We start from the raw sequence: 23,694 nt of genomic DNA, 5'->3' as shown, positions 1-23,694 counted from the left end.
AAAACCGTTTTAAGCAATCAGGGCAACTAATTTGTCGATTCCCCCGTTGACTGTCAAGCCGCAGCCTGAATTTCGCCCAAACCAAATCTAGACACCGCCCTCTCCAAACGTTGCGATTGCGCCAATAACTCCTGTGAAGAACTGGCCGCCTGCTGCGCCAACTGGCTGTTTTGCTGCGTAACCTGAGTCAAAGTGACAATGCGTTCAGAGACTTCATGAATGCTTTCGCGCTGGTGTTGGGTGGCGTCAGAAATTTCACCCACCAGCGTGTTAAGCCCACTAAAAATGGTGATGATCTCATTTAAGCTCTTGCCCAAGTGAGTCACCGACGTCGAACCCCGGCCAATTTGCGCCATCGAATCTTCAATAAGTTGATGAATGCCGCGCGTCGAATGGCTGCTTTTTTGCGCCAACAGTCCAATCTCTTTCGCCACCACGGCAAAGCCGCGACCATGCTGCCCGGCGTGAGCGGCTTCAATCGCGGCATTCAGCGCCAAGATATTGGTTTGAAACGCCACGCTGTCGATCATCGCCACGATGTTACTCATCTCGGCGGACTGGCTGACAATCTCTTTCATCGCCGTGTCCACCTTGTGCATCACGTCGCCGCCGCTGGTTGCAACCTGCTGGGCCTGCTCGGCGCGCTGGCTGGCCTGATGAGCGTGCTGCGCGTTGTCCTTCACGCGCTCGGTCAGAGAACTAATGTGCTGGTTGGCGGCGTTTAGCTCATCGCGCTGCTTCAGGGCTTGGGCTGAAAGCTCCTCATTACCTAAAGCGATTTCATTGATGTTCACCATGATATGCGACGACGCGTCGCGCACTTCGCTAATCAGCCTGCGCAACCCGGCCTGCATCTCACTCAGGCTTTGATTGAGCTGGTAAACCTCGGTCACCCGCAGGGTTTTGCCGCCAATCTGCTCGGAGAGATCCCCAGCCGCCAGCACGCGGATGTGGGCGATAAGCTGCTGTAAGGGTCTGATAACCCAGCGAGTAATGCCGCGCCAGACCACCAAGGCGATCACCGCCAGCAGCACTAACGCGCCGAGGAAAAGAGACTTAGCCTGCGACAGCGCCGCCAGCAAATGGTCGCTCAGCGAGACTGCCGTCTGTTCATTCACACTCAGGTAGCGATAGTATTTGTCGCTGAAATCATCCTGAAACGCCTGAATCGGCACGTTAAAGAAGGAGTCAATGGTATTGGTTTTTTGCAGGCCGTCGGACTGCTCGCGCAGACCGTCGTAGAACATCTGGTAGCTGGCCTGAAGATCGGCCGCCGCCTTTTGCGCGTCGCCCTGCAAGCCGCCGGTCATGGTGGCGAACTGCTTGAAAGCCTTGTCAGACGCGGCAAGCGCCCCCTGCGACTCTTCCATCAAGCTGTGCCAGCTGCCGTCCGAGCCGGTTTCTTTATCCTGCATGAAATAGATCCCCGCGCGGTTGAGCTTATCGCTGGCGATCAGCAATTCCATGCGCGCTTTGTCCATCACCGCCTGCTGCTGGCGTAGGCTTTCGGTGGCAATGACGTTTTGGCGGGCATCTTGCAGGATGTTGGTCAGGATAAAGGTGGAGAAGATCTGTAAAGCGGAAAACAGCGCGATAACACAAATTACACCGAAAAGTATGCCTCTTGGGCGAGATGTGAAAGCTGTGCGGAATACTGTGCTGAAAAAGCCATTAGCTTTGAACCAAGGGAAAGTTAATTTCATGATTATTCTGCATAATTTTTAACGTAGGCAGAATTTTACGCGTGGAAAATGACATATTTATTTCAGGGGCCGCAGCCCCTGAAAGTCAGTCTCAACATCAGGTTTTCGGGAAGATCCACAGGTGCTCTGCTGGCAATGACAGGCGGAACATCTCCTGCCCGCGAACTTCGCTGCCATAAGCACGAACCACGAAATCTTCGGCCACGGTGCGGAACAGGTATTCCCAGCGATCGCCAAGATACATGCTGGTCAGCAGCGGCAGTTCGATTTGGTTGCCCTCGGCGCTGTCACCCAGTTTCACCTGCTCGACGCGGATCACCGCCGTGGCTTCCTGCCCGACCTGTACGCCTTCAGCCGCCAAGCCCCACAGCGCCCAGTCTTTGCCTTCAATGCGCGCCCTGCCGTTGCTCAGTTCAGTGATTATGCCGTGCAGGCGGTTGTTGCTGCCCATAAACTCGGCGGTGAACAGGGTTTTCGGCGAGCCGTACATCTCCTGCGGCGTGCCCTGCTGTTCAATTTTGCCATTGTTAAGCAGCAGAATGCGGTCAGAAATCGCCATGGCTTCGTTCTGGTCGTGGGTGACCATCAGCGCCGACAGCCCGAGCTTGATGATCAGCTCACGCAGGAAGACGCGTGCCTCTTCGCGCAGCTTGGCATCAAGGTTGGAGAGCGGCTCATCCAGAAGAATAACCGGCGGGTTATAGACCAGAGCACGGCCAATGGCCACGCGCTGCTGCTGCCCACCGGACAGCTGGTGCGGGTGGCGCTTGCCGAGATGCCCCAGTCCGAGCTGATCCAGCACCGATTGCACCCGCTGGTTCATTTCGCCCGACGCCACTTTGCGCAATTTCAGCGGGTAAGCCACGTTTTCGAACACGGTTTTGTGCGGCCACAGCGCGTAGGACTGGAACACCAGCCCCAAATTGCGCTCTTCCGCCGGGATTTCGCTACGCGGGCTGCCGTCATAGACGGTGTTTTTGCCGATAACAATTCGGCCCTGCGTTGGCTTCTCCAGCCCCGCCACGGCGCGCAGCAGCGTGGTTTTGCCACTGCCGGATGGCCCAAGGAGTGACACCACTTCTCCACGTTTTAAATCCATGGATACGCCTTTCAGCACCGGGTTGTCGCCATAGGTTAAATGCAGATTATCGACGCTTAACTCAATCATGTAATTTGACTCCGAAACGTAAGGCAATACCCAGACCTAACACCACCAGCAGGATGTTAATAAAGGAGAGCGCGGCAACGATATCAATCGCCCCCGCCGCCCACAGGGAAACCAGCATTGAGCCGATGGTTTCCGTGCCAGGCGACAGCAGATAGACGCCGGTGGAATATTCGCGCTCAAAAATCAGGAACATCAGCAACCAAGAGCCAATCAGGCCATAACGCGACAGCGGAATGGTGACGTGGCGGGTGATTTGCCCACGGGTCGCGCCCGTGCTGCGTGCTGCCTCTTCTAGCTCCGGCCCGACCTGAAGCAGGGTCGAAGAGATAAGGCGTAGGCCGTAAGCCATCCACACCACGGTGTACGCCAGCCAGACGCTGAAGATGGTGCTACGCAGCGAACGCAGCCACACCACCAGATTCTCCCGCAGCCACTCAGATACCGGCAGGCCCGAGAGCCAGCCCGATTTCAGCGCGTTGTCGAGCCACATTGGCAAGAACAGGAACACCCACAGGAAGGCCAGACCGGCCAGCAGGCCCGGCACCGCGCGCGGCACCAACACGCTATAGTCGAGGAAACGCGTCACGCCGTCGGGCTTGCGGTGCATGGCGATGCCGATAAACAGATAACACACCACCGCCAGTGCCCCGCCGAAGACGCCAATTGCCATTGAGTTGACAATCGCGCGCAGCAGGTTTGGCTGTTCCCAAATGGTGCGGAAAGTGTTGAGCGAAAGCTCGTCCCACAGCGACACGCCGACGCCCCAGTTAGAGATAAAGGCGCGCAACACCACGCCCACCAAAGGCACGCCAATGGTGACGGTCAGCCAGAAGGCCACTACTGCGCCAGCCACCCAGCGCCATTTGCCCAGCGGCAGTGCGCGAGCCTGCGAGGCTTTGCCTTTCACGGTGACAAAACGGTTGGCGGTGCGCATCAGGCGGCGTTGCAGCATGACCAGCGGCACGGTGATACAAATCAGCACCACGGCGACGGCAGCCATCAGGTGATAAGACGGCGTGCCGAGCTTGTTGGTCAGCTTATAAAGGTACGTTGCCAGCACCATGTTGCCTTCCGGGTCACCCAACACCAGCATCAGGCCGAACACTTCCAGCCCGAGGAAAAACAGCAGCACGCTGGCGTAGAGGATTGACGGACGCACCATCGGCAGGCTGACGGCGGTCATGACCTGTAGCGGGGTGGCTCCCGCCGTGCGCGCGGCCTCTTCTACATCTGACCCGACGCTGCGCAGCGCCGAAGAGATATAAAGGTAAGCGTGCGGCACGTGCGTCAGGCCCGCGATCACCACGATGCTCGACATGGCGTAGATATTCCACGGCACGAAGCCAAACAGCGATTCAGCCCACAGGGAGAAGAAGCCCACCGGCCCTGCCGCCACCACGTAACCAAAGCCCAACACCATCGGCGACACGAAAATCGGCACCAGGATCAGCGGCTCGATCAGGCGTCGTCCCGGTAGGTCGGTACGCACCATCAGGAACGCCAGAATGCCGCCCAGAGGAATAGAGATAACAATCAGGCCAAAGGCCAGAATAAAGCCGCTTTTCAGCGCCTTATAGAAATCAGGATCGGTGAAGATAAATTCAAAGGATTCAAGGCTGAACTCCTTTGAAGGCGAAAAGAAAGGTGCCGAGAGAAAACTTTGTATAACGATAAACGACAGTGGAATGTAGATAACCAGCGCGGTTATCAACACCACTACGCTGCGCGGCAGGCTCTGCCACTTTCTGCGTAATGCAATCATGTCACGTCCCTTCGGTTATGCGCCCTGAGCCACGTAAATGAAGACGGTCAGAGCAAATCGAGGGGATACGCGCCCTTTTTAACCGACGCGCATCCAGTTTCACACTTTCATCCAACCAATATCCAAAGTCATTCGAATTGCAGGAAGGCGGCAAGCAAACGCCCCTGCAAATCGAAGGCCGAAGGATATTTTTATTTGGCCGCTGCCTCACGCCACTGTTTGATGTAATCCAGACGTTTTTTCTGCTGTAAATATTCCAGCAGGGTTTCGTCAACCGGGATAGGTTTGAGGGCGTTGCCCAACATTTTGGTCATGCCGTCGATATCGTTGTTGCCTTCGATGTCGTTACGGATGGAAGGAATGTCGCCCTGATTCGCCAAGATGCTCTGGCCTTTTTCAGACAGCACGTAGTCCAGCCACAGGCGAGCCGCGTTGCTGTTCTTGGCTTCTTTGCTGATGAACGAGACGCGGGACAAGACCAGCGTGTAATCCTTCGGATAGGAGATGCCCAGCGACGGGTCAGTTTTGGCGCGCGCTTCGGCATAGGAGCCTAAGATGTTAAAACCAATCAGGTTTTCGCCCGACGAGACTCTTTCCATCATGGTGCCGGTGGAGGACTGCACCGCTAAGCCGCCCTTGGCGACGTCAGCCAGCGTTTTGAAGTAGTTCGGATCGGCTTTGAAATCTTCAACTGAAAGCATGAAGCCTAGACCTGATTTCTCAATGTCATAGGTGGTGACTTTCTTCTTGAATTTGTCGGTCTGGCTGGCAATCAGCTTCGCCAGCGCGGCGTGAGAGTCCGGCACGTCACCGGCTGGGATCAGGCGTTTGTTGTAGATAAACACCACGGGTTCATAAGTGGTGCCGTAAGCCTTCTCTTTCCACACTGCCCATTTAGGCAGTTGCCCATGCTCCGGCGAGGTATATTCCTGTGCATAGTCGGTCGCCAGCTTCAGCGCGGTATCCATGGAGGAGCTCCACACCACGTCGCCGCTGTTGCCGCCCGCCGCCTGCTCACTGATGAAACGGTTGTACAGCTCGGTGCTGTTCATGTCGTTGTATTCGACTTTCACCCCTGGGTAAGTTGCTTCAAAGCCCTGAATCAGCGGGCCTGCTGCCTTGACGTCCGTGGTGGAATAAATAACGACTTTGCCCTCTTTCTTGGCGCCGTCGACCAGCTTCTGGTAGTCAGCCGGGTACCCTTCGGGTAATGCAGAGATTGCAGAGGAAGACATCAAAACAGCAGTAGCAATCAGAGAGATACGTAATTTCTTAGACATTATTGTTAACCTCTAGTTACATTTGGGAAACTAAAAATCAACATATAGGCAGTGCCGCTGCTTGCGCAATCAGGTTAGCGGGTTATGTTCGGGAATTGTGAGACGGGGCATTTTTTAGGCAATTAACACCATTAACACCACGAAAAAACCTTAAAGAAGGAGTTAAAAAATGGGGATTCACAGCTCAGGGACAATGCAAAACGAGGGAGAAAGAGAGATTTAGGTGAATTTTAGGCACAAAAAAAGCCGCTAATCACTTAGCAGCTCATTTGCGTTGTTGTTAATGGCGGAGGAGAAGAGATTCGAACTCTTGAATGGTTTCCCATCGCCGGTTTTCAAGACCGGTGCCTTCAGCCGCTCGGCCACCCCTCCGCAACAACAATCTGTCTCAAGAGCAGTGCTCATCAGACGGGGCGTAGTATACAAGAAGCAGAACAAGATGCAAACATTATTTTCGTTCTATTTTGTTGATTTAATAAGCATTCTTTCAAAATAGATCAATTGGCGCGAAATCGAACAAATGAAGAAACATTGGAGGGTCAGGAGAGGAAACGCCAAAACGCAGATACAAAAAAAGCCGCTAATTTCTTAGCAGCTTTCTTGTGTTGTATATGGCGGAGGAGAAGAGATTCGAACTCTTGAATGGTTTCCCATCGCCGGTTTTCAAGACCGGTGCCTTCAGCCGCTCGGCCACCCCTCCGCAACGAAGCGAACTATAAACATAGCCCATTAGGTTGTAAAGCCTGATTATGTTCGTTTGCCTGAAAAACAGGCACTCGCGTTGCGAATGACGATTAAATCGACATTACGGCCAGTTTTAAAACAGAGAAGTGCCCATTCTACGGCGAGTTGGCGGTGACGCATGGGTAAAGAAGGGTAAAACGCCTTTAGTCACGGCAGGTAACTATCTACTATTCAAGGCTGATTGTATTTTCACCGACTCCAACTTTTGTCGATAAGTGAGATTTTATATGGAACGTATTGTTGCCTCTTCCTCTTCTCGTGCGGGCGCGCTGTTAAGCACCCACAGAGTTCTACGTAATACCTATTTCCTGCTGGCGCTGACGCTCGGCGTTTCCGCAATTACTGCTACTGCCAGCACCCTGCTGCGCTTGCCTTCACCGGGCATGCTGCTGACGCTGGTCGGTTTCTACGGTTTGATGTTCCTGACTTACCGCACGGCTGACCGCCCTGTGGGTATTCTGGCAGCCTTCGCGCTGACCGGCTTTATGGGTTACACCCTCGGCCCACTGCTCAGCTCCCTGCTCTCAGTTGGCGCGGGTGACATCATTATGCTGGCCCTTGGCGGCACGGCGCTGGTGTTCTTCTGCTGTTCAGCCTACGTGCTGACCACCCGTAAGGACATGTCCTTCCTGTCTGGCATGATGATGGCGGGCTTCGTGGTGCTGCTGGTGGCGGTTATCGCTAACCTGTTCCTGCAGATCCCTGCCCTGTCACTGGCGATTAGCTGCTTGTTCATCCTGTTCTCCGCTGGCGCAATCCTGTGGGAAACCAGCAATATTATTCACGGCGGCGAAACCAACTATATTCGTGCCACGGTGAGCCTGTACGTGTCTCTGTATAACGTATTTGTCAGCCTGCTGAGCATCTTAGGTTTGTCCCGCAGTAACTAATCAGGCATTTCGGCCAGCAAAGCCTCGCGAAAGCGGGGCTTTTTATTTTGTGGCTCAGGCCTTTTTGCTAAACTGCGCGCAGCGTTTTATTGAGAATTGAGGTGTTATGTTGGATTTTGCAGGCCGCGAGATAGAAACCGATGCTCAGGGCTATCTAAAAAACAGTGCTGACTGGCAGGAAGAACTAGCCCCATTATTGGCGCAAGAAGAAGAGATCGAGCTGACCGAGGCTCACTGGGAAGTGGTGCGCTTTGTGCGCGAATTTTATCTCGAATTCAACACCTCCCCCGCCATTCGCATGCTGGTTAAAGCCATGGCGCAAAAATATGGCGAAGAGAAAGGCAACAGCCGCTATCTGTTCCGACTGTTCCCTAAAGGCCCGGCGAAGCAAGCCACCAAAATTGCTGGCCTGCCAAAACCGGTCAAATGTTTGTAATACATTAAGATAAAGTCTGGAGCTAATGGCGGATTTTAAAATCGCTATAACCCCCCGGCGGCGCGGGTTCGCTTAAGACTTTATCTACCTTGGCGTGTTTCGGTCCACCCTGTTTGAGCCACGCCAACAGTTGATCTACCTGCTCCTGCTCACCGCAGGCAATGACTTCTACGCTGCCATCATCCAAGTTCTTGGCATAGCCCGTCAGGCCCAAGCCGTTGGCCTGTTGTTGTGTTGCGAAACGAAATCCTACGCCCTGCACCCGGCCGTAGACATAGGCGGCTATACTGACTTTTGCCATAATATTCTCTCCGTTAGCGGTATGGTTCGTTGCAATTTAGACTGCTTGCTCGGACAATGACGCTCTTTTTTGCCCCGAACTGACAGAACCTAATTCTATGACTGCTCGTTTATTCTTGGCCAAAGGCCGCGAAAAATCTCTCTTACGCCGCCACCCGTGGGTATTTTCTGGCGCGGTAACCCGTGTCGAAGGTAAAGCAAACTCTGGCGATACTATTGATATTGTAGACAGTCAGGGGAAATGGCTGGCTCGCGGTGCGTATTCTCCTTCGTCGCAAATCCGCGCGCGCGTCTGGACCTTCCGTCAGGACGAAGATATTGATATCGAATTTTTCGTGCGTCGCTTACAGCAAGCGCAAAGCTGGCGTAACTGGATTGCCAAGCGTGACGGGCTTGATGGCTATCGCCTGATTGCCGGTGAGTCCGACGGTTTGCCGGGCATCACGATCGACCGTTTCCAGAATTTCCTGGTGCTGCAACTGCTTTCGGCCGGTGCTGAATACCAGCGCGCCCCGCTGCTGGCTGCGCTGCAAAAATGTTACCCGGAATGCGCTATCTGGGATCGCTCCGACGTCGCCGTGCGTAAGAAAGAAGGTTTAGAGCTGACTCAGGGCCACGTGATTGGCGCCGAGCCACCGGCTCTGCTGCCGATTCAGGAACACGGCATGAGCCTGCTGGTGGATATCAAGCAGGGTCATAAAACCGGTTTTTATCTCGACCAGCGCGACAGCCGCCTAGCTGCGCGTAAATATGCCGAAGGCCGTAAGGTCCTCAACTGCTTCTCCTACACCGGCGCTTTTGCCGTGTCGGCGCTGATGGGCGGCTGTGAGAAAGTAACTAACGTTGATACTTCGCAAGACGCGCTGGACATCGCTCGTCAAAACGTTGAGCTGAACAATCTGGATCTGTCGAAAGCCGAGTTCGTGCGCGAAGACGTGTTCCAGTTGCTGCGTAAGTACCGCACCGAAGGCGTGCAGTTCGACATGATCGTTATGGATCCGCCGAAGTTCGTCGAGAACAAGAGTCAGCTGGCCAGCGCCTGCCGTGGCTACAAAGATATCAACATGCTGGCATTGCAGTTGCTGCGTCCGGGCGGCATTTTGTTGAGCTTCTCCTGTTCTGGCCTGCTGCCTACCGATCTGTTCCAGAAAATCCTCGCCGACGCCGCGCTGGACGCCAATCGCGAGATCCAGTTTGTTGAGCAGTTCCGTCAGGCCGCTGACCACCCGGTTATCGGTTCTTACCCGGAAGGTCTGTACCTGAAAGGCTTCGCCTGCGTAGTGATGTCGTAATTTATCGTTCTGTGCCTTATCGCGGCACAGAACCTGAATTAACGCCGCAAAACAGGGTCAAAACTTGAAATAGCGCCGCTAACCTCCATATAGAAGTTAAGGTAATTTTTTTCAGGAGATGACTATGATCGCCAGCAAATTCGGTATTGGCCAGCAAGTACGCCACAGAATGTTAGGTTATCTCGGCGTCGTGATTGACGTGGACGCAGAGTATTCGCTTGAGAAGCCAAAGGTCGAGGAACTCGAGACCGATGACTCTATGCGCACCGCGCCTTGGTATCACGTGGTGATGGAAGACGAAAAAGGCGAGCCGGTACACACTTATCTGGCGGAGATCCAAATCGATCACGAAGCGGCGCGTTCCCACCCGGAACAAAGCTCTTTAGATGATTTGGCCGAGTCTATTCGCAGCCAGCTGACTTTACCGCGCCTGCGTCACTAAACCTGCTGCCTGCGGCAATAAAAAACCGACTCTTTTGGGTCGGTTTTTTTATGTCTCAATTCAGCTGCTCGGCCTATTTCTCCAGACCAAGACGCGGGATCTCAATTTTCGGGCATTTGTCCATCACCACCTTCAGCCCCGCCTGTTTCGCCAGCACCGCCGCCTGTTCGCTTATCACGCCTAACTGAAGCCATAACACCTTGGCACCAATATCAATGGCTTCCTGCGCGACGCCGTAAGCCGCCTCGGTATTGCGGAAAACATCAACCATATCAATCTTATGTGGAATATCTGCCAGCGTGGCGTAGACCTTCTGCCCGTGCAGCGTGCTTCCGGCCAGTTTCGGGCTGACGGGAGTGACCTCATATCCCTGAGACAATAAGTAAGCCATAACGCCATTGCTCGGCCTGTTTAGCTTTTCACTCGCCCCCACCAGCGCAATAGTTTTCACCTCTTTTAAGATGGTGACGATGTCATTATCTTGCATGCCATTTCCCTCATTAAGCGACGTAATACAAGTTTAACTCAGCGCCAAGAGTTCGGCAGTTTTTCGCTGAAAACTGCGGCTGAGAGCACTGATCCCTAAGAAAATGCTCACAAATGTAACAATACGTACATCCTGTAAAGTTTTGACACATTCAACGCATTGCTCAATAATAGAGGTTGTCGGAAGAAGTGAGGGATGAACTATGAAAGTCAGATTAATGGCCGCTTTAATGTCGGTTTGCCTGCTGGCACCCGTTTGCGCGACCAGTCTGAAACTTTCATCGGACATCGACCTGCTGGTGCTGGATGGCAAACGCATCTCCGGCGCTATCCTCAAGGGAGCTGAAAGCCTTGAAGTTGATACCGGGCAGCATCAGATTTTATTTCAGGTCAGCAAAAACCTGCACCCGGCCACCATGAATGCCCTGATGTACCACTCCCCCGCGATGATTGTCAGCTTTAGCGCCAAGGGTATCCGTTCGGCTTCTTTCATTCTGCCCACGCTGAATAACGAAATGGACGCCGCGTTCTTTAGCCACAAGCTCAATTATCGTCTGGTTGATCAAGATGGTCGCGATATTCCAAGCCGCCGGGACGTGTTGCGTCAGGTGGTGTATGGCAATGCCGCTGATTTAGAGAAGGTGATGCTGCGCTATAACATGTCTAACCTGCGGGCCTCGGTTCCGGCCTTCGCCGCTGCCGCCCAGCAGCAGGACGACTCTCTGTTCAATGCGACCTCGCTGTCGATGCTCAACGCTTCGGGCAAAAAGCACAGCAACGCCAGTAAAGCCAGCTGGTCAAAGCTGGTCGGCTCGCCGCACGTCGGGCGTTTCTTCTCTTGGTTTAGCCTCCCCTCTTCCTAAAAACCCTCAGTTATCAGCCTGATGTCACGAAACGGCTCATCCTCAAGCTGATTTGTTGCATCAGAGCTATGCAGAAAATATGAGTTTCAGTACTCTGGACGCAACTCTATTTGGCGTTTAAGGGAAGACTTATGGAATTCACCACCCGCACCATTGGTAAACAAAAACATATCGCGCTGGTTGCCCACGATCACTGCAAAAACATTTTGATGAAATGGGTAGATAAGAACGTTGCGGAGCTGTCGCAGCACACCCTGTATGCCACCGGCACCACCGGCAATCTGGTGCAGCGCAATACCGGGATTGAAGTGAAAAGCATGCTCAGCGGCCCGATGGGTGGGGATCAACAGGTTGGCGCGATGATCGCCGAAGGGAAGATTGATCTGCTGATTTTCCTCTGGGACCCGCTGAATGCCGTGCCGCACGACCCCGATGTTAAAGCCCTGCTGCGCCTCGCCACCGTGTGGAACATTCCGGTCGCTACCAACCTTGCCACCGCCGACTTCCTTATCGCCTCGCCGCTGTTTAAAGAAGAAGTCGAGATTTCTATTCCCGACTACCAAAATTATCTGCTTTCCCGCCTGAAAGCCTAAGCAAAACGCCCCTATTCACAGGGGCGTTTTTACTGGTTTAACCAAAGGGGTTAAGCAAGTTGGTTAAGGCTTTCTCTGCGCGGGCACGCCCAAATCTTCAAGCTGGGCCACAAACACTGAAGGCTGCGTTTTATCCTGCATCAGCCACACCTGATGCTTGGCGCGGGTGATTGCCACATACAGTAAACGCCGCTCTTCGGCATCGGCAAAATCTTCCGGCTCGGGCAGTAACACCTCTTCCAACAGAGATTCCCGCGCCGGGGCCGGGAAGCCGTCATTCCCTTCGTGCAGACCAACAATGATCACATACTCCGCCTGCTGCCCTTTGCTGGCGTGAATGGTCATAAATTCGATATTGAGCTTAGGCCAGCGGGTCGCCGCTTTCTGCAACACGTCCGGGCGCAAATGGTGATAACGCGCCAGAATCAGGATCTTTTCATCGGCTTTGGCAAAGCCGCTTAGTTTGTCCAGCAGGGCATCCAACTGCTCATTGGGCAAAATCGTGACGCTTTTTTTGTTGCCTTTGGTCAGGCTATTGAGCGGCTTCTTCAACTGATACGGGTTCTGCAAAACAAATTTATTGGCGATTTCGCCGATGCGATCGTTGAAGCGATAGGTGGTATCCAGCGCGCACTGCGCCCCTTCGCCAAAATGGCCCTCAAAGGCAGTGGTCAGGGAAAGCTCCGCGCCGCTAAAGCGATAAATAGCCTGCCAGTCATCGCCCACCGCAAACAGGCTGGTATAACTATTTTGCTCGCGCAATGCGGCCAGCAAGCGCGCGCGCTGCGGGGAAATATCTTGGAATTCATCGACTAAGATGTGTTTCCACGGGCTGACAAAACGCCCTTTCTCCAGAATATTCACTGCTTGATGAATCAGCCCTGAGAAGTCCACGGCGTCTTCTTCTTTTAGCGCTGACTTCCACGCTTTAAGTAGAGGAGCCATCAGGCGAATACGTTTCTGGAATAGATCTCGCACTTCTTCGGAAGCCTGCTCTACCATTTCCGCCTGACTGCCGCCGTGCATTCGCATCAGCCCCAGCCAGCGCTCGAGGCGGCTGCCTAAACGCTCCGCCAACGCCTTATTCTTCCAGTAATCCCCTTCCGGAACCTCCCACTCCAGCTCCTCGGTCATCCACGCCCGCCAGCCGCTGGCCTGAACTTTCTTCTCAGCGCACTGCTGCTGCCAAGTTTTGATCAACAGGCTGCGGCGCGCCTTGCTGTCGGTTTCCAGCTTACTGATTTTTGGCGTTTTCTTGCCGCCTTCCTGAATAATGTGCAGCGCCAACGCGTGGAAGGTTTTGGCTTTAATGTCGCTGGTGTGCAGGCGTTCCTTAATTCTTTCATTCATCTCGTCGGCGGCCTGACGGCCAAACGCCAGCAGCAGGATCTGATCTGCAATCGCTTCCTGACGGTAGAGTAGCCAGCCCGCGCGGGCCACCAGCACGGAAGTTTTGCCGCTACCCGCCCCTGCCAGCACTAACACGGCATCTTCGCCGTTGACCACCGCGCGGCACTGGCTGTTATTCAGCGGCGTGGTTTCAATGTTGTCGAAGAAGTCGCGGTGCTGCTCGATGGTTCGCTCAGTCCACGCCTGATTGCGTGACACCACGCTCTCCTTGCCCTGACGCAGCCATCTCAGGCACAGCTCGTAGTCTTCGCGGCAATTTTCAAACTCATGCAAACGTTCGACGGGGACCGGCACCGAGGCGAAGGCTTCGGCAATGCTTTTCTGCACCGCCGCCAACTCGCTGCCTTTAAACCATTTGTCCTGCTGCTCGATGCGCGCAATTTTTTCCGCCTGCTGATGCAGCACGCCTGCGCTCACCTCACTCATCTCCTCACTCCAACTGCGCCATATTTTGAGCAAATGATGATAAAACTGCTGAGTTTCCTGCCATTCGGTGCCGTGCAGGCGCACCACTTTTTCTTCCGGCAACTCAAACTCCAGCTCGCCCCAGACGATGCCGCGTTTACAGCGAATAGAAATTAACTGATTGAAAGGAATGAGATAGTGATGCTTATCGCCACTGACTTCGACGCCTGCGTTGAGTAGCCGCACCCGATTGTAAGGGTGCTGCGCCAGATGTTTTCCAAATGAAGTCGATTTCAGTTCCATATCATCACGCCATTTTCTCAGTATTTGCAGCCGCTAACGGGTAGCTGGTTATTAATTAAGGAATTATTTGCTTCAGTTTACCTGCGATAAGCACTGGCGCTCTACCCCCAACATCAGGGTAGAATAAAAAGCGTAGGATTTCCGTTAACGCACTGGCGTTACCCTCTTTTCTGAAATGACTGAGTGATAACATGCGCGCAATTTTGAATATTTTGAACTTTGTTCTGGGTGGCTTTTTTACCACGCTGGCCTGGCTATTCGCCACACTGATCAGCATCGTGCTGATTTTTACTCTGCCACTCACCCGTTCTTGCTGGGAAATCACCCGGCTGTCCTTAATTCCGTTCGGCAATGAAGCCGTGCACGTTAATGACCTCTACCCGGAAAAAAGCAACGCTATCTTAACTGGCACCGGCACGCTGCTGAACATTTTCTGGTTTATCTTTTTCGGCTGGTGGCTCTGCCTATCTCACATCTCTATTGGCATTGTGCAATGCCTGAGCATTATTGGTATTCCAGTGGGTATCGCCAATTTCAAAATTGCCGTGATTGCTCTTTGGCCGGTTGGCCGCCGCGTGGTATCAGTAGAAATGGCTAAACAGGCCAGAGAAGCCAAAGCGGCGCGCAATTTGTCTAATGGCCGAATTCGTTAATTCAAAGTTAGTGATTAATTTATAGAACGTTTTTCATCATTGCTGAGTTTTTCAGCCCTTTAATTAGCCGTTTTGCTAAGTGGAGTTCGCCTTGTTCTCTTTTACCCCGGGTTTAAGACGTTATGCCTATAACAGCAACGTCCTTTACAACATCCGCATTTTTATTGCGCTAACCGGGGCCGCCGCCGTGCCCTGGTGGTTGGGGTTTCCCACTCTCACTATCCCGCTGATTTTAGGCGTGGTCGCGGCGGCGCTAGCTGACTTAGATGACCGCCTCTCGGGGCGGCTTCGCAACCTGCTGATAACCTTAGTCTGTTTCTTTATCGCTTCCGCTTCGATTGAGTTACTTTTCCCCTACCCTTGGCTGTTCGCCTTAGGGCTGCTGGTCTCTACCTGCGGCTTTATTCTGCTCGGCGCGCTGGGGCAGCGCTACGCCACCATCGCCTTCGGCGCATTGCTGATTGCTATCTACACCATGCTCGGCACCAGCATGTATCACATTTGGTACCAGCAGCCGGTTCTGCTGATTTGTGGCGCAGTGTGGTACAACCTGCTGACGCTGGCGGGGCATATTCTCTACCCGATACGCCCGCTGCAAGACTTGATCTCGCGCTGTTATTCTCAGCTGGCGCACTATCTTGAAGCCAAGGCGACCTTGTTCGACCCGGATCAGGAAGGCGACAATAAAAAAGAGTTGGTAGCGCTGGCGATGGCCAATAGCCAGTTAGTCGCAACCCTCAATCAAACCAAAAACACCTTACAGACCCGGCTGAAAGGTGACCGTGGGCAGAAAGGCACCCGCCGGACGCTGCACTATTACTTCGTGGTGCAGGATATTCACGAGCGCGCCAGCTCTTCACACGTGCAGTACAAAAAGCTCAGCGAGCAGTTTCACCACAGCGATATTCTCTTTCGTTTCCAGCGCTTAATGAGCATGCAGGCTCGGGCCTGCGCGCAGCTGTCACAGTGCATTCTTTATCGCCAGAAATACCAGCACAACACCCAGTTTGAGCGCGCTTTCCTGCGCCTTGATGAAGCTTTAAAAAGACTGGATACCCAGACCCAGCATCGCGAAATGCTGCAAGCCCTGCGCCATCTGTTAATTAACCTCAGAGCCATCGACGCGCAACTTGCCAGCATCGAATCCGAGCAGGGGCTGCCGGAGAATCAGGAGAACACCAAGACCTTCGTCGACGACAAGCTGATGGGAATCGATGACATTTGGCTGCGGATTTCACGCCACCTCACGCCGAAATCCGCCCTGTTCCGCCACGCGATCCGCATGTCTATCGTGTTAGTCATTGGCTACGCCTTTATCCAAATCAGCGGCTTGAACCATGGATATTGGATATTGCTCACCAGCCTGTTTGTCTGCCAGCCGAACTACAGCGCGACTCGCCGCCGTCTGGCCCTAAGGATTATCGGCACGCTGGCCGGTATCGCATTAGGCATTCCAATCCTCTATTTCGTGCCGTCCATCGAAGGCCAGATGGTGCTGATCGTCATCAGCGGCTTGCTGTTCTTTGCGTTTCGTAACGTGCAGTACGCCCACGCCACCATGTTCATTACGCTGCTGGTGCTGCTGTGCTTTAACCTGCTGGGTGAAGGCTTCGAAGTGGCGATTCCGCGCGTTATCGATACCTTAATCGGCTGTGCCATCGCCTGGGCGGCGGTGACCTTTATCTGGCCGGATTGGCGCTTCAGACAGCTTCCGGTGGTGGTAGATAAGACCTTCACCGCCAACTGCCGCTATTTGGATGCCATTCTGGTTCAGTACCATCAGGGCAAGGACAACAGCCTTGATTATCGTCTGGCACGGCGCGATGCACATAACTGCGATGCAGAGCTGGCCTCGGTGGTTTCCAATATGACGTCGGAAAAAAATAATGATGCGCAAACCCTTGAAGCCGCTTTCCGACTGTTGTGTTTGAACCACACCATGCTGAGCTATATTTCGGCGCTGGGGGCACACAGGGAGAAGCTGCAAGATACTGACACGCTGAATCTGCTGGACGATGCGGCTTGCTGCATTGATGACGCCCTGCATCATGAATCGGCGGATGCGGAGAAAGTTCACCGTGCAATTGATCAACTGATGGCGCGCATTGAGCAGAGAACCACCGAGTCAGACAGTAAGGAGCAGTTGGTCTTACAGCAGATTGGCCTGCTGCTGGCCCATATGCCGGAGATAACCAATCTGAACAGCAAAATTTTGCCTGCGCAAAGCAGCTAGAATGGATGTGATAAGCCAGCAAAGTCACCCTTTGCTGGCACTATTTTTAACGAGCGGTCGTATCAATCATCCGCTGATGAGATTTAAACCACTTCATTAATACTTCGCGAGAGGCCATTGGCAGAGCCGCCTCGTGGAAACCCTGAATCGCCGCTTCCAGCGCAATTAACACATTTAGCCCCAGGCTGTGTTTCACCGATTTCAATTTCAAATAGGTAATACAGGCTCCCTGCGCACGCAGTTGGGAAGAGGTTGATATGCCCACTTGCCACAGTAAACGCTCCAGATTGAGCGAAATATTTGGCAGATCTTTGAGTCTAGCCCCACCCTCTTTTTTCAATTTTATGTCGTCCAACATGCCTTGCAAAGATCGCTTGGCAAGGGTGATCAACAGGGCTTCATCTTGCCAAAGTTTCTGGTCAACTTTGAAGTAGCGCAGCGTGATGGCGATGCCGCGTTTGCGATAAATCAGCGATTCCATCCCCATACGGCGAAAAACCATTTCATTTTCAGGGGTGGCTCGCAGATAGAGATCACCGTCAGAGACTAAGGCGAACATCACGCCATTAGCTGACAAGCTATAGCCCCCAAACTGCGAGCGAAAGCGGATATTTCCAAGGCAGGTAAATAACTTTTGAGATTCAGAAACCCTTATTTTTGTACGATTAATCATTGCGATATCCTTTCGTGAATAAATCCAAACGTACCCTTTGTTGTTACTCGTAAAGCTATTTGCAAAATACGCAAACTCCTTCACAGCACCAAACATAAAATGCGATTACATTCCGTTGCCTTCCATTTTTGCGAGATCTCTTGGAAAAAATTGGGTTGATCTTTGTCCAGCCAACGAGTACTGTACATCCATACAGTTACTCACTGGCAGGATACATCATGCGAACTCAAGCTCTGACAAATCATCATTTACGGCATCAAGCGGTTTCTGTAACTCCACCGCACGTCAAACAATCGACATCGATATCGAGAAATAGTGGCCTGCTCACAGAGTTCGTATACTGTGAAAGCCAACCGGCGTTGTCAGAACTATTATTACCGGTGCTTCAGCACTTAGGATTGCAGTCACGCTGGTTGCTGTGGTTAACCCCGCAACAGAAACTGAGCCGTAATTGGTTATCTCAATCTGGGTTGCCGGTGAGCAAAATTGTTCAGGTGAGCCAAATGAACTCCATGTCGCCGGTAGATGCGATGGAAAAAGCGCTTTTGACAGGGAACTACAGCGTAGTTTTGGGGTGGCTGCCTGATTTAAATGATTCAGAACGTGAAAGATTGCGTCTGGCGGCACTTCATGGAGGGTCTTACGGATTCATCATGAGACCGACAAATGCTCAAATCTCAGCTCATGGACAGCAATCAACAGTAAAAATTCAGTCCTCCGTGTACCATTAGTTCAAAATAGGAATGTTCTGATGAAATTAACTCGTTTTTTAGTGATTCGTGCTGAAAACAGGGTTTTTAACGGTAAATTTGCCCCTTCACGGTGCAACTAACTCCAAAGTTTCGTCAACAAATGGCCTTTGATGTTAAGAAATGTGTACATTTTTCCCTTTTTTTCCACGCTGTTAACACATCAAGCTTGTAAGTTTCTCGCCACGTTGTAGACTTTACAACGCCAAGGTTGCTCTATAATGCCAACGTAAAGTGGCAAGTTCTTAACGGAAGCAATAACTTTGGCGTAAGGATTTTATAACCAAGGGCTTAAAAGCTTAAAGCTCAATTGCCTATTTGGATGATAACGAGGCGCAAAAATGAAAAAGACAGCTATCGCATTAGCAGTGGCACTGGCAGGTTTCGCTACCGTAGCGCAAGCCGCCCCTAAAGATAACACCTGGTACACCGGTGGTAAGCTGGGCTGGTCCCAGTACCATGACACTGGTTTCGCTAACGCTTACAACGGTATCGGCAACGGCCCTACCCACGAAAGCCAACTGGGTGCAGGTGCGTTCTTGGGTTACCAAGCAAACCAATACCTGGGCTTTGAAATGGGATATGACTGGCTTGGCCGCATGCCTTACAAAGGCGACACGAACAACGGTGCTTTCAAAGCACAGGGCGTTCAACTGGCTGCTAAACTGAGCTACCCACTGACTGACGATCTGGACATCTACACTCGTCTGGGTGGTATGGTTTGGCGTGCAGACTCCAAAGGTAACTTTGGCGCAACTGGCGACCGCGTAAGCGATCACGACACCGGTGTTTCTCCACTGGCAGCCGTTGGTTTCGAATACGCTGTAACCAAAAACTGGGCTACTCGTCTGGATTACCAATGGGTTAACAACATCGGTGATGCTGCTACCGTTGGCGCACGTCCTGACAACGCTATGCTGTCTGTGGGTGTTTCTTACCGTTTCGGTCAAGATGAAGCAGCTGCTCCGGCACCAGCTCCAGCACCAGCTCCAGCTCCAGTTGTAGAAACCAAGAAATTTACCCTGAAGTCTGACGTTCTGTTCACCTTCGGTAAATCTAGCCTGAAACCAGAAGGCCAGCAGGCTCTGGATCAGCTGTACACCCAACTGAGCTCACTGGATCCGAAAGACGGTTCAGTAGTTGTTCTGGGCTACACTGATGCAGTAGGTTCCGAGCAGTCTAACCAGAAACTGTCTGAGCAACGCGCTCAAACCGTGGTTGACTACCTGGTATCTAAAGGCATTCCTAAAGACAAAATCTCTGCACGTGGTATGGGTGAAACTAACTCAATCACTGGCAACACCTGTGGCTACAAAGCTGGCCGTGCTACTAAAGCACAGATCGCTTGCTTGGCTCCAGATCGTCGCGTAGAGATCGAAGTTAAAGGTATCAAAGACGTTGTGACTCAGCCACAGGCTTAAGTCATACCGCTTTCTACTGTTTAACGACAGATACTAAAAACCCCGCCTAGGCGGGGTTTTTTTATGGGCGTAGTTTGTCGAAGTCAGTTTTGGATAAGTGCGCTTGTTTGAATAAATAGCGAATGACTTGAGGTACTCGGGTTGAATGCCAGAGTTGAACAATGGCCTTGAACAACGGAGTTGAATAACAGAGTGGAATTACTGAGGTGATGGCGGCGCTGAATGACGAAGTAGTGCTAGGCGGCTGACTGAGGGCTGCGAAGGCCGACCCGGCCTCGCGCAGTGCCCCTACTCTTTGTTGCCGAGAATCTGCTGCAAATCTTCTTTGAGAGATGACATCTGGCTCGCGTACTTCTCTTTGCGTTCAGCATCTTCCAACAGTTGGATGATGGTATCCGAAAGGGTTGAGCTGCGGCGCTGCGCCAGACCGGCGAGTCGTTGCCAAACCAAAAACTCTAGATCGATGGATTTCTTGCGGGTATGCTGATGCTCAGAATTAAAATGTCTTTTTCTGCGGGCACGAATAGTCTGCTTTAGGCGATTTTCCAAAGCAGGATTCATATTATTAGCGATCCAATCGAGAACTTTGACCGGCTCGTTTTCTAATTTGAGAAGTTCATCAACAGCATCTTCGGCGGCGCTATTTTCTAAATGGCGGGTAATGCGTTCACCTTCACGGTGTTTTTTTACCAGATACTTCCACTTCCAACCGCTCTCAAGATTTTCCAATTGCTGATATTTCATTGTGAGCTCTTCTGTGACCCCGTAACTTTGATAAGCATAACAGCTTTATTCGAATTTTCACTGCAAAAAGCGCATGCAAAACTGTTCAATTTTTACACGAACAAACCTTAGCTGCCGTGACCTAGGTCTTAACCACGACACTCCCTGTATTCATCACTGTTTATTCTTGTATAATCGCCCTTTCCCATTTTACAGAACACAGCTAACACATTGACCAATAACCGACTTGATTGGCAGCTCTTACTGCCCGATACCACGCCCTATGAGGCTATTTTCGCAACGGCTGCTGAGTTGGCCCCAGTGGATTTCGCTGCTATTCAGCCACGACTGGAAAATGGTTTAACGCTGTTCTGTCACCCGCTCTCTCGCCCTCGCTTTATGACCATTAAAGCGCTGGAGAGCCGTGAATATCTTTCCCGCATCAATGACGTAATCGCTGAGATCCTCCCTGAAGAGCGACCTGTCTTTGGCAGCCGCTATCTGATTGAGGGCGGAAAAGTCTCTGTAGCTGACGCCAGCACGGCTGAAGACAATTTTGCCGCTAAACTTGCTTGCCACTATCAAGAGTGGATTGAGCCAGAACAGCTTTTCGGCTGTGTGCGCATTTACCAAGATCAAATTCAACTCGAGCCGGGCCTGATCCATCACGTTAACGGCGGCGTATTGGTGCTGTCCGTTCGCGCCCTGCTCGCTCAGCCGCTGATGTGGCTGCGTTTGAAGCAGATGATCACTCAGGGCGTTTATCACTGGGTTTCGCCAGACGAGAGCCGCCCGCTGCCGGTGACTATCCCTTCAATGCCAATAGACATCCGTTTGGTGTTGGTTGGGGATCGCATTTCATTAGGCGAGTTCAATGAAATGGAGCCGGAGCTGCTCGAGTCTGCCGTGTATGGCGAGTTCGAATCTGATCTGCCGTTAACCGACGCCGACGACATGGCGACTTGGTGTGGTTACGTCAACACGCTGGCCGACGAGCTGGAAATTCCGCGTCTGTCAGCCGAAGCCTGGCCCGCGATGTTACGTCTGGCGATTCGCTATAGCACCGACCAAGGCAGCCTGACGCTTTGCCCTGCGTGGCTCAGCGCGCAGCTTAGCGAAGCGGCGATATATAATCAGGATGAGGTACTGACCTTAGCTTCGTTCGAAGCCGCCATCAACGGGCGCGCATGGCGTGAAAGCTACTTGCAAGAACGTATGCAAGATGAGATCGAGCTGGGTCAAATTCGTATTGAAACCGAAGGCGAAGTCATCGGCCAAATTAACGGCCTCTCGGTGCTGGAATATCCGGGACATCCGCGCGCCTTTGGTGAACCTTCGCGCATTAGCTGTGTCGTACACACGGGCGACGGTGAATTCACCGACGTTGAGCGCAAAGCCGAGCTGGGTGGTAATCTGCATGCGAAAGGCATGATGATTATGCAGGCGTTCCTAATTTCCGAACTGGAGCTGGACCAGCCTCTGCCCTTCTCAGCCTCAATTGTTTTCGAACAGTCCTATGGCGAAGTCGATGGTGACAGCGCGTCTCTGGCCGAGCTTTGTGCGTTAATTAGTGCGTTATCGATGCAGCCGATTAACCAGCAAATCGCGGTCACCGGCTCAGTCGACCAGTTCGGCAACGTACAGCCAATTGGCGGCGTGAATGAGAAGATCGAAGGATTCTTTGAAGTTTGCCAACGCCGCGGTCTTACGGGCAATCAGGGAGTGATTATCCCGACCAGCAACGTGCGTAACCTGTGTTTACACCCACAGGTAATTGACGCCGTGCGTGAAGGCCAATTCCATTTATGGGCAGTTGATAATGCAGGTGAAGCACTGCCTATCCTGACCGGATTAATTTACTCTCACGAAGAGCAAGCTGAAGAAGCTCGCCCAAGTTTACTGGGCTTGATTCAGGAGCGTATCGCGCAGGCATTACCACAGGAACGCCGCAGTTACCCCTGGCCACTTCGCTGGTTGAGTTGGTTCAGCCACAGCTGATCGGAGTTGTTCAGCTTACACCTGTTAGCTAAACTCCGTCCTTCAATAAAATAAGGCTTACATAGAACATGGTAGATAAACGCGATTCCTATACTAAAGAAGATCTAGAAGCCTCTGGCCGTAGTGAACTCTTCGGTGCCGGTGGCCCACCATTGCCATCAGGCAACATGCTGATGATGGACCGCATCGTGAAGATGCAAGAAGATGGCGGCAGCCATGGCAAGGGTTACGTTGAAGCAGAATTAGATATCAATCCTGATTTGTGGTTCTTCGGTTGTCACTTCATCGGCGACCCAGTTATGCCGGGCTGTCTTGGTCTTGACGCCATGTGGCAGTTGGTTGGTTTCTATCTTGGCTGGCTCGGTGGCGAAGGCAAAGGCCGCGCACTGGGTGTTGGCGAAGTGAAATTCACCGGTCAGGTTTTACCGACTGCGAAAGTGGTTACCTACCGCCTGAACTTCAAACGCGTGATCAACCGTAAACTGATCATGGGCGTTGCAGACGGCGAAGTACTGGTAGATGGCGAAGTCATTTACACCGCAACCGACCTGAAAGTGGGTCTGTTCAAAGACGCCAGCGCCTTCTAAATCTGTCAGAGCTTGCCCGGCAAGCTCTAGTCACAGGTTGAAAGCTAAAAAAAGCGAATATGTTCTGCATATTCGCTTTTTTGCATTTGTGGGAAGCTGAAACAAAAACCTCCGCCCGTGGCGGAGGTTGTTCCTTTTCTGACAAGGTGCCGCTTAAGCGGTTACTGCCCTGTCCTCCATGGCTTGTCGCCAACCCCCGAGCCAATGTGCGCGGGCATCAACTGCTTGGTGCGGACAAACTTCTTTTGAGCGTCCGACAATTCCTGCTTGGTATCCACGTGATTGTGCCCGTTCCAGGCGATCGCGTTTTTGTCTCTTCATGCCTTGGTTCCCTCATTTATTCAGGTTCAGGTGGAAAGAAAACAGTGGCCCGCTTGCGCGTCCACACTTAACAAATAGCCGCAATCTTTGGTGAGGTCAATGCGCAAATTTCACGCCAATGTCATATTCGTGAGCTATTTTATCTGATTGCACGCGAGCTAATCGTGCCGAGAAAAACCCATCTGGCTGATCGCCAATAAAAAATCCCGAAGTCTGAAAACTCAGAATTCGGGATTTTGCGTCTTTATCTTAAATTAAA

At 52.4% G+C, this 23,694-nt stretch carries 22 protein-coding genes and 2 tRNA genes; 12 read left to right on the top strand and 12 right to left on the bottom strand.

The annotated features are described in order from the left end of the window. Window positions 1–53: 53 nt before the first annotated feature. From GEAM_RS05450 to GEAM_RS05425, 6 genes are all read right to left on the bottom strand, one after another. Window positions 54–1,703 (bottom strand): methyl-accepting chemotaxis protein, encoded by a 1,650-nt coding sequence (locus tag GEAM_RS05450; RefSeq protein WP_051899414.1) that lies wholly within the window; start codon window positions 1,701–1,703, stop codon window positions 54–56. A 97-nt stretch (window positions 1,704–1,800) separates the two neighbouring features. Next, window positions 1,801–2,871, bottom strand: coding sequence for an ABC transporter ATP-binding protein (locus GEAM_RS05445; protein ID WP_034789318.1), 1,071 nt, complete (start codon window positions 2,869–2,871; stop codon window positions 1,801–1,803). Further along, window positions 2,864–4,633 (bottom strand): ABC transporter permease, encoded by a 1,770-nt coding sequence (locus GEAM_RS05440; RefSeq protein ID WP_034789316.1) that lies wholly within the window; start codon window positions 4,631–4,633, stop codon window positions 2,864–2,866. The genes GEAM_RS05445 and GEAM_RS05440 overlap by 8 nt, the downstream gene beginning before the upstream one ends. Window positions 4,634–4,824: 191 nt before the next feature. Continuing rightward, window positions 4,825–5,913, bottom strand: a complete 1,089-nt coding sequence (locus GEAM_RS05435; RefSeq protein ID WP_034789315.1) for an ABC transporter substrate-binding protein — start codon at window positions 5,911–5,913, stop codon at window positions 4,825–4,827. 284 nt (window positions 5,914–6,197) lie between these two features. Further along, a tRNA-Ser gene (locus GEAM_RS05430) sits at window positions 6,198–6,285 on the bottom strand. 240 nt (window positions 6,286–6,525) lie between these two features. Further along, window positions 6,526–6,613: transfer RNA gene (locus GEAM_RS05425), tRNA-Ser, on the bottom strand. A 271-nt stretch (window positions 6,614–6,884) separates the two neighbouring features. On the opposite strand from GEAM_RS05425, the gene yccA reads away from it, so the two are divergent. Further along, entirely contained in the window at window positions 6,885–7,547 is a 663-nt protein-coding gene (gene yccA, locus GEAM_RS05420) for an FtsH protease modulator YccA (RefSeq protein ID WP_034789313.1), read from the top strand. 106 nt (window positions 7,548–7,653) lie between these two features. Then, on the top strand, window positions 7,654–7,983 hold the full coding sequence (tusE, locus tag GEAM_RS05415) for a sulfurtransferase TusE (RefSeq protein WP_034789311.1): 330 nt from the start codon (window positions 7,654–7,656) through the stop codon (window positions 7,981–7,983). A gap of 22 nt (window positions 7,984–8,005) precedes the next feature. Here tusE and yccX read toward each other — a convergent pair whose 3' ends face one another. Beyond that, window positions 8,006–8,284, bottom strand: coding sequence for an acylphosphatase (gene yccX, locus GEAM_RS05410; RefSeq protein WP_034789308.1), 279 nt, complete (start codon window positions 8,282–8,284; stop codon window positions 8,006–8,008). 97 nt (window positions 8,285–8,381) lie between these two features. Here yccX and rlmI point away from each other — a divergent pair, with 97 nt between their 5' ends. After that, on the top strand, window positions 8,382–9,575 hold the full coding sequence (gene rlmI, locus GEAM_RS05405; protein ID WP_034789306.1) for a 23S rRNA (cytosine(1962)-C(5))-methyltransferase RlmI: 1,194 nt from the start codon (window positions 8,382–8,384) through the stop codon (window positions 9,573–9,575). Between the two features lie 124 nt (window positions 9,576–9,699). Continuing rightward, window positions 9,700–10,017 carry a heat shock protein HspQ gene (hspQ, locus tag GEAM_RS05400; protein ID WP_034789304.1) on the top strand — a complete coding sequence of 106 codons (318 nt, stop codon included), beginning with the start codon at window positions 9,700–9,702 and terminating at the stop codon, window positions 10,015–10,017. Window positions 10,018–10,090: 73 nt separating this feature from the next. Here the strand turns inward: hspQ and GEAM_RS05395 are convergent, their stop codons facing one another. Next, window positions 10,091–10,504: a CoA-binding protein gene (locus tag GEAM_RS05395; RefSeq protein ID WP_034789303.1), complete on the bottom strand. Its 414-nt coding sequence runs from the start codon at window positions 10,502–10,504 to the stop codon at window positions 10,091–10,093. 202 nt (window positions 10,505–10,706) lie between these two features. Between GEAM_RS05395 and GEAM_RS05390 the strand changes: the two genes are divergently transcribed. Further along, the gene (locus GEAM_RS05390; protein WP_051899413.1) at window positions 10,707–11,366 is read left to right on the top strand and encodes a DUF2057 family protein; all 660 of its coding nucleotides are present in this window, start codon (window positions 10,707–10,709) and stop codon (window positions 11,364–11,366) included. A gap of 131 nt (window positions 11,367–11,497) precedes the next feature. Beyond that, window positions 11,498–11,959 (top strand): methylglyoxal synthase, encoded by a 462-nt coding sequence (locus tag GEAM_RS05385; RefSeq protein WP_034789302.1) that lies wholly within the window; start codon window positions 11,498–11,500, stop codon window positions 11,957–11,959. A gap of 63 nt (window positions 11,960–12,022) precedes the next feature. Here the strand turns inward: GEAM_RS05385 and helD are convergent, their stop codons facing one another. Next, window positions 12,023–14,077: a DNA helicase IV gene (gene helD, locus GEAM_RS05380; protein ID WP_034789301.1), complete on the bottom strand. Its 2,055-nt coding sequence runs from the start codon at window positions 14,075–14,077 to the stop codon at window positions 12,023–12,025. Between the two features lie 191 nt (window positions 14,078–14,268). Here helD and GEAM_RS05375 point away from each other — a divergent pair, with 191 nt between their 5' ends. Next, window positions 14,269–14,730 (top strand): YccF domain-containing protein, encoded by a 462-nt coding sequence (locus tag GEAM_RS05375; protein WP_034789300.1) that lies wholly within the window; start codon window positions 14,269–14,271, stop codon window positions 14,728–14,730. A 91-nt stretch (window positions 14,731–14,821) separates the two neighbouring features. Further along, the gene (gene yccS / locus GEAM_RS05370) at window positions 14,822–16,963 is read left to right on the top strand and encodes a YccS family putative transporter (protein ID WP_034789299.1); all 2,142 of its coding nucleotides are present in this window, start codon (window positions 14,822–14,824) and stop codon (window positions 16,961–16,963) included. 46 nt (window positions 16,964–17,009) lie between these two features. Here the strand turns inward: yccS and GEAM_RS05365 are convergent, their stop codons facing one another. Continuing rightward, window positions 17,010–17,636, bottom strand: coding sequence for a TfoX/Sxy family DNA transformation protein (locus GEAM_RS05365; RefSeq protein WP_034789297.1), 627 nt, complete (start codon window positions 17,634–17,636; stop codon window positions 17,010–17,012). 218 nt (window positions 17,637–17,854) lie between these two features. On the opposite strand from GEAM_RS05365, the gene sulA reads away from it, so the two are divergent. Both sulA and ompA read left to right on the top strand, forming a co-directional pair. After that, complete coding sequence (gene sulA / locus GEAM_RS22560) at window positions 17,855–18,367, top strand: SOS-induced cell division inhibitor SulA (protein ID WP_072009868.1); 513 nt, start codon at window positions 17,855–17,857, stop codon at window positions 18,365–18,367. A gap of 359 nt (window positions 18,368–18,726) precedes the next feature. Beyond that, complete coding sequence (gene ompA, locus GEAM_RS05360; RefSeq protein ID WP_034789295.1) at window positions 18,727–19,806, top strand: porin OmpA; 1,080 nt, start codon at window positions 18,727–18,729, stop codon at window positions 19,804–19,806. A gap of 288 nt (window positions 19,807–20,094) precedes the next feature. Here ompA and matP read toward each other — a convergent pair whose 3' ends face one another. After that, on the bottom strand, window positions 20,095–20,550 hold the full coding sequence (gene matP, locus GEAM_RS05355) for a macrodomain Ter protein MatP (RefSeq protein WP_034789293.1): 456 nt from the start codon (window positions 20,548–20,550) through the stop codon (window positions 20,095–20,097). 210 nt (window positions 20,551–20,760) lie between these two features. Between matP and GEAM_RS05350 the strand changes: the two genes are divergently transcribed. Both GEAM_RS05350 and fabA read left to right on the top strand, forming a co-directional pair. Continuing rightward, window positions 20,761–22,527 carry an AAA family ATPase gene (locus tag GEAM_RS05350; protein WP_034789291.1) on the top strand — a complete coding sequence of 589 codons (1,767 nt, stop codon included), beginning with the start codon at window positions 20,761–20,763 and terminating at the stop codon, window positions 22,525–22,527. 68 nt (window positions 22,528–22,595) lie between these two features. Beyond that, window positions 22,596–23,114: a bifunctional 3-hydroxydecanoyl-ACP dehydratase/trans-2-decenoyl-ACP isomerase gene (gene fabA / locus GEAM_RS05345; RefSeq protein ID WP_034789289.1), complete on the top strand. Its 519-nt coding sequence runs from the start codon at window positions 22,596–22,598 to the stop codon at window positions 23,112–23,114. A 153-nt stretch (window positions 23,115–23,267) separates the two neighbouring features. On the opposite strand, the gene rmf is transcribed toward fabA, so the two are convergent. Further along, window positions 23,268–23,435, bottom strand: a complete 168-nt coding sequence (gene rmf / locus GEAM_RS22555; protein WP_072009867.1) for a ribosome modulation factor — start codon at window positions 23,433–23,435, stop codon at window positions 23,268–23,270. Window positions 23,436–23,694 lie beyond the last annotated feature (259 nt).

This window comes from Ewingella americana ATCC 33852, from assembly GCF_000735345.1.
Taxonomy (GTDB): Bacteria; Pseudomonadota; Gammaproteobacteria; order Enterobacterales; family Enterobacteriaceae; genus Ewingella; species Ewingella americana.
This window is presented reverse-complemented; position numbering and strand designations above follow the sequence as displayed.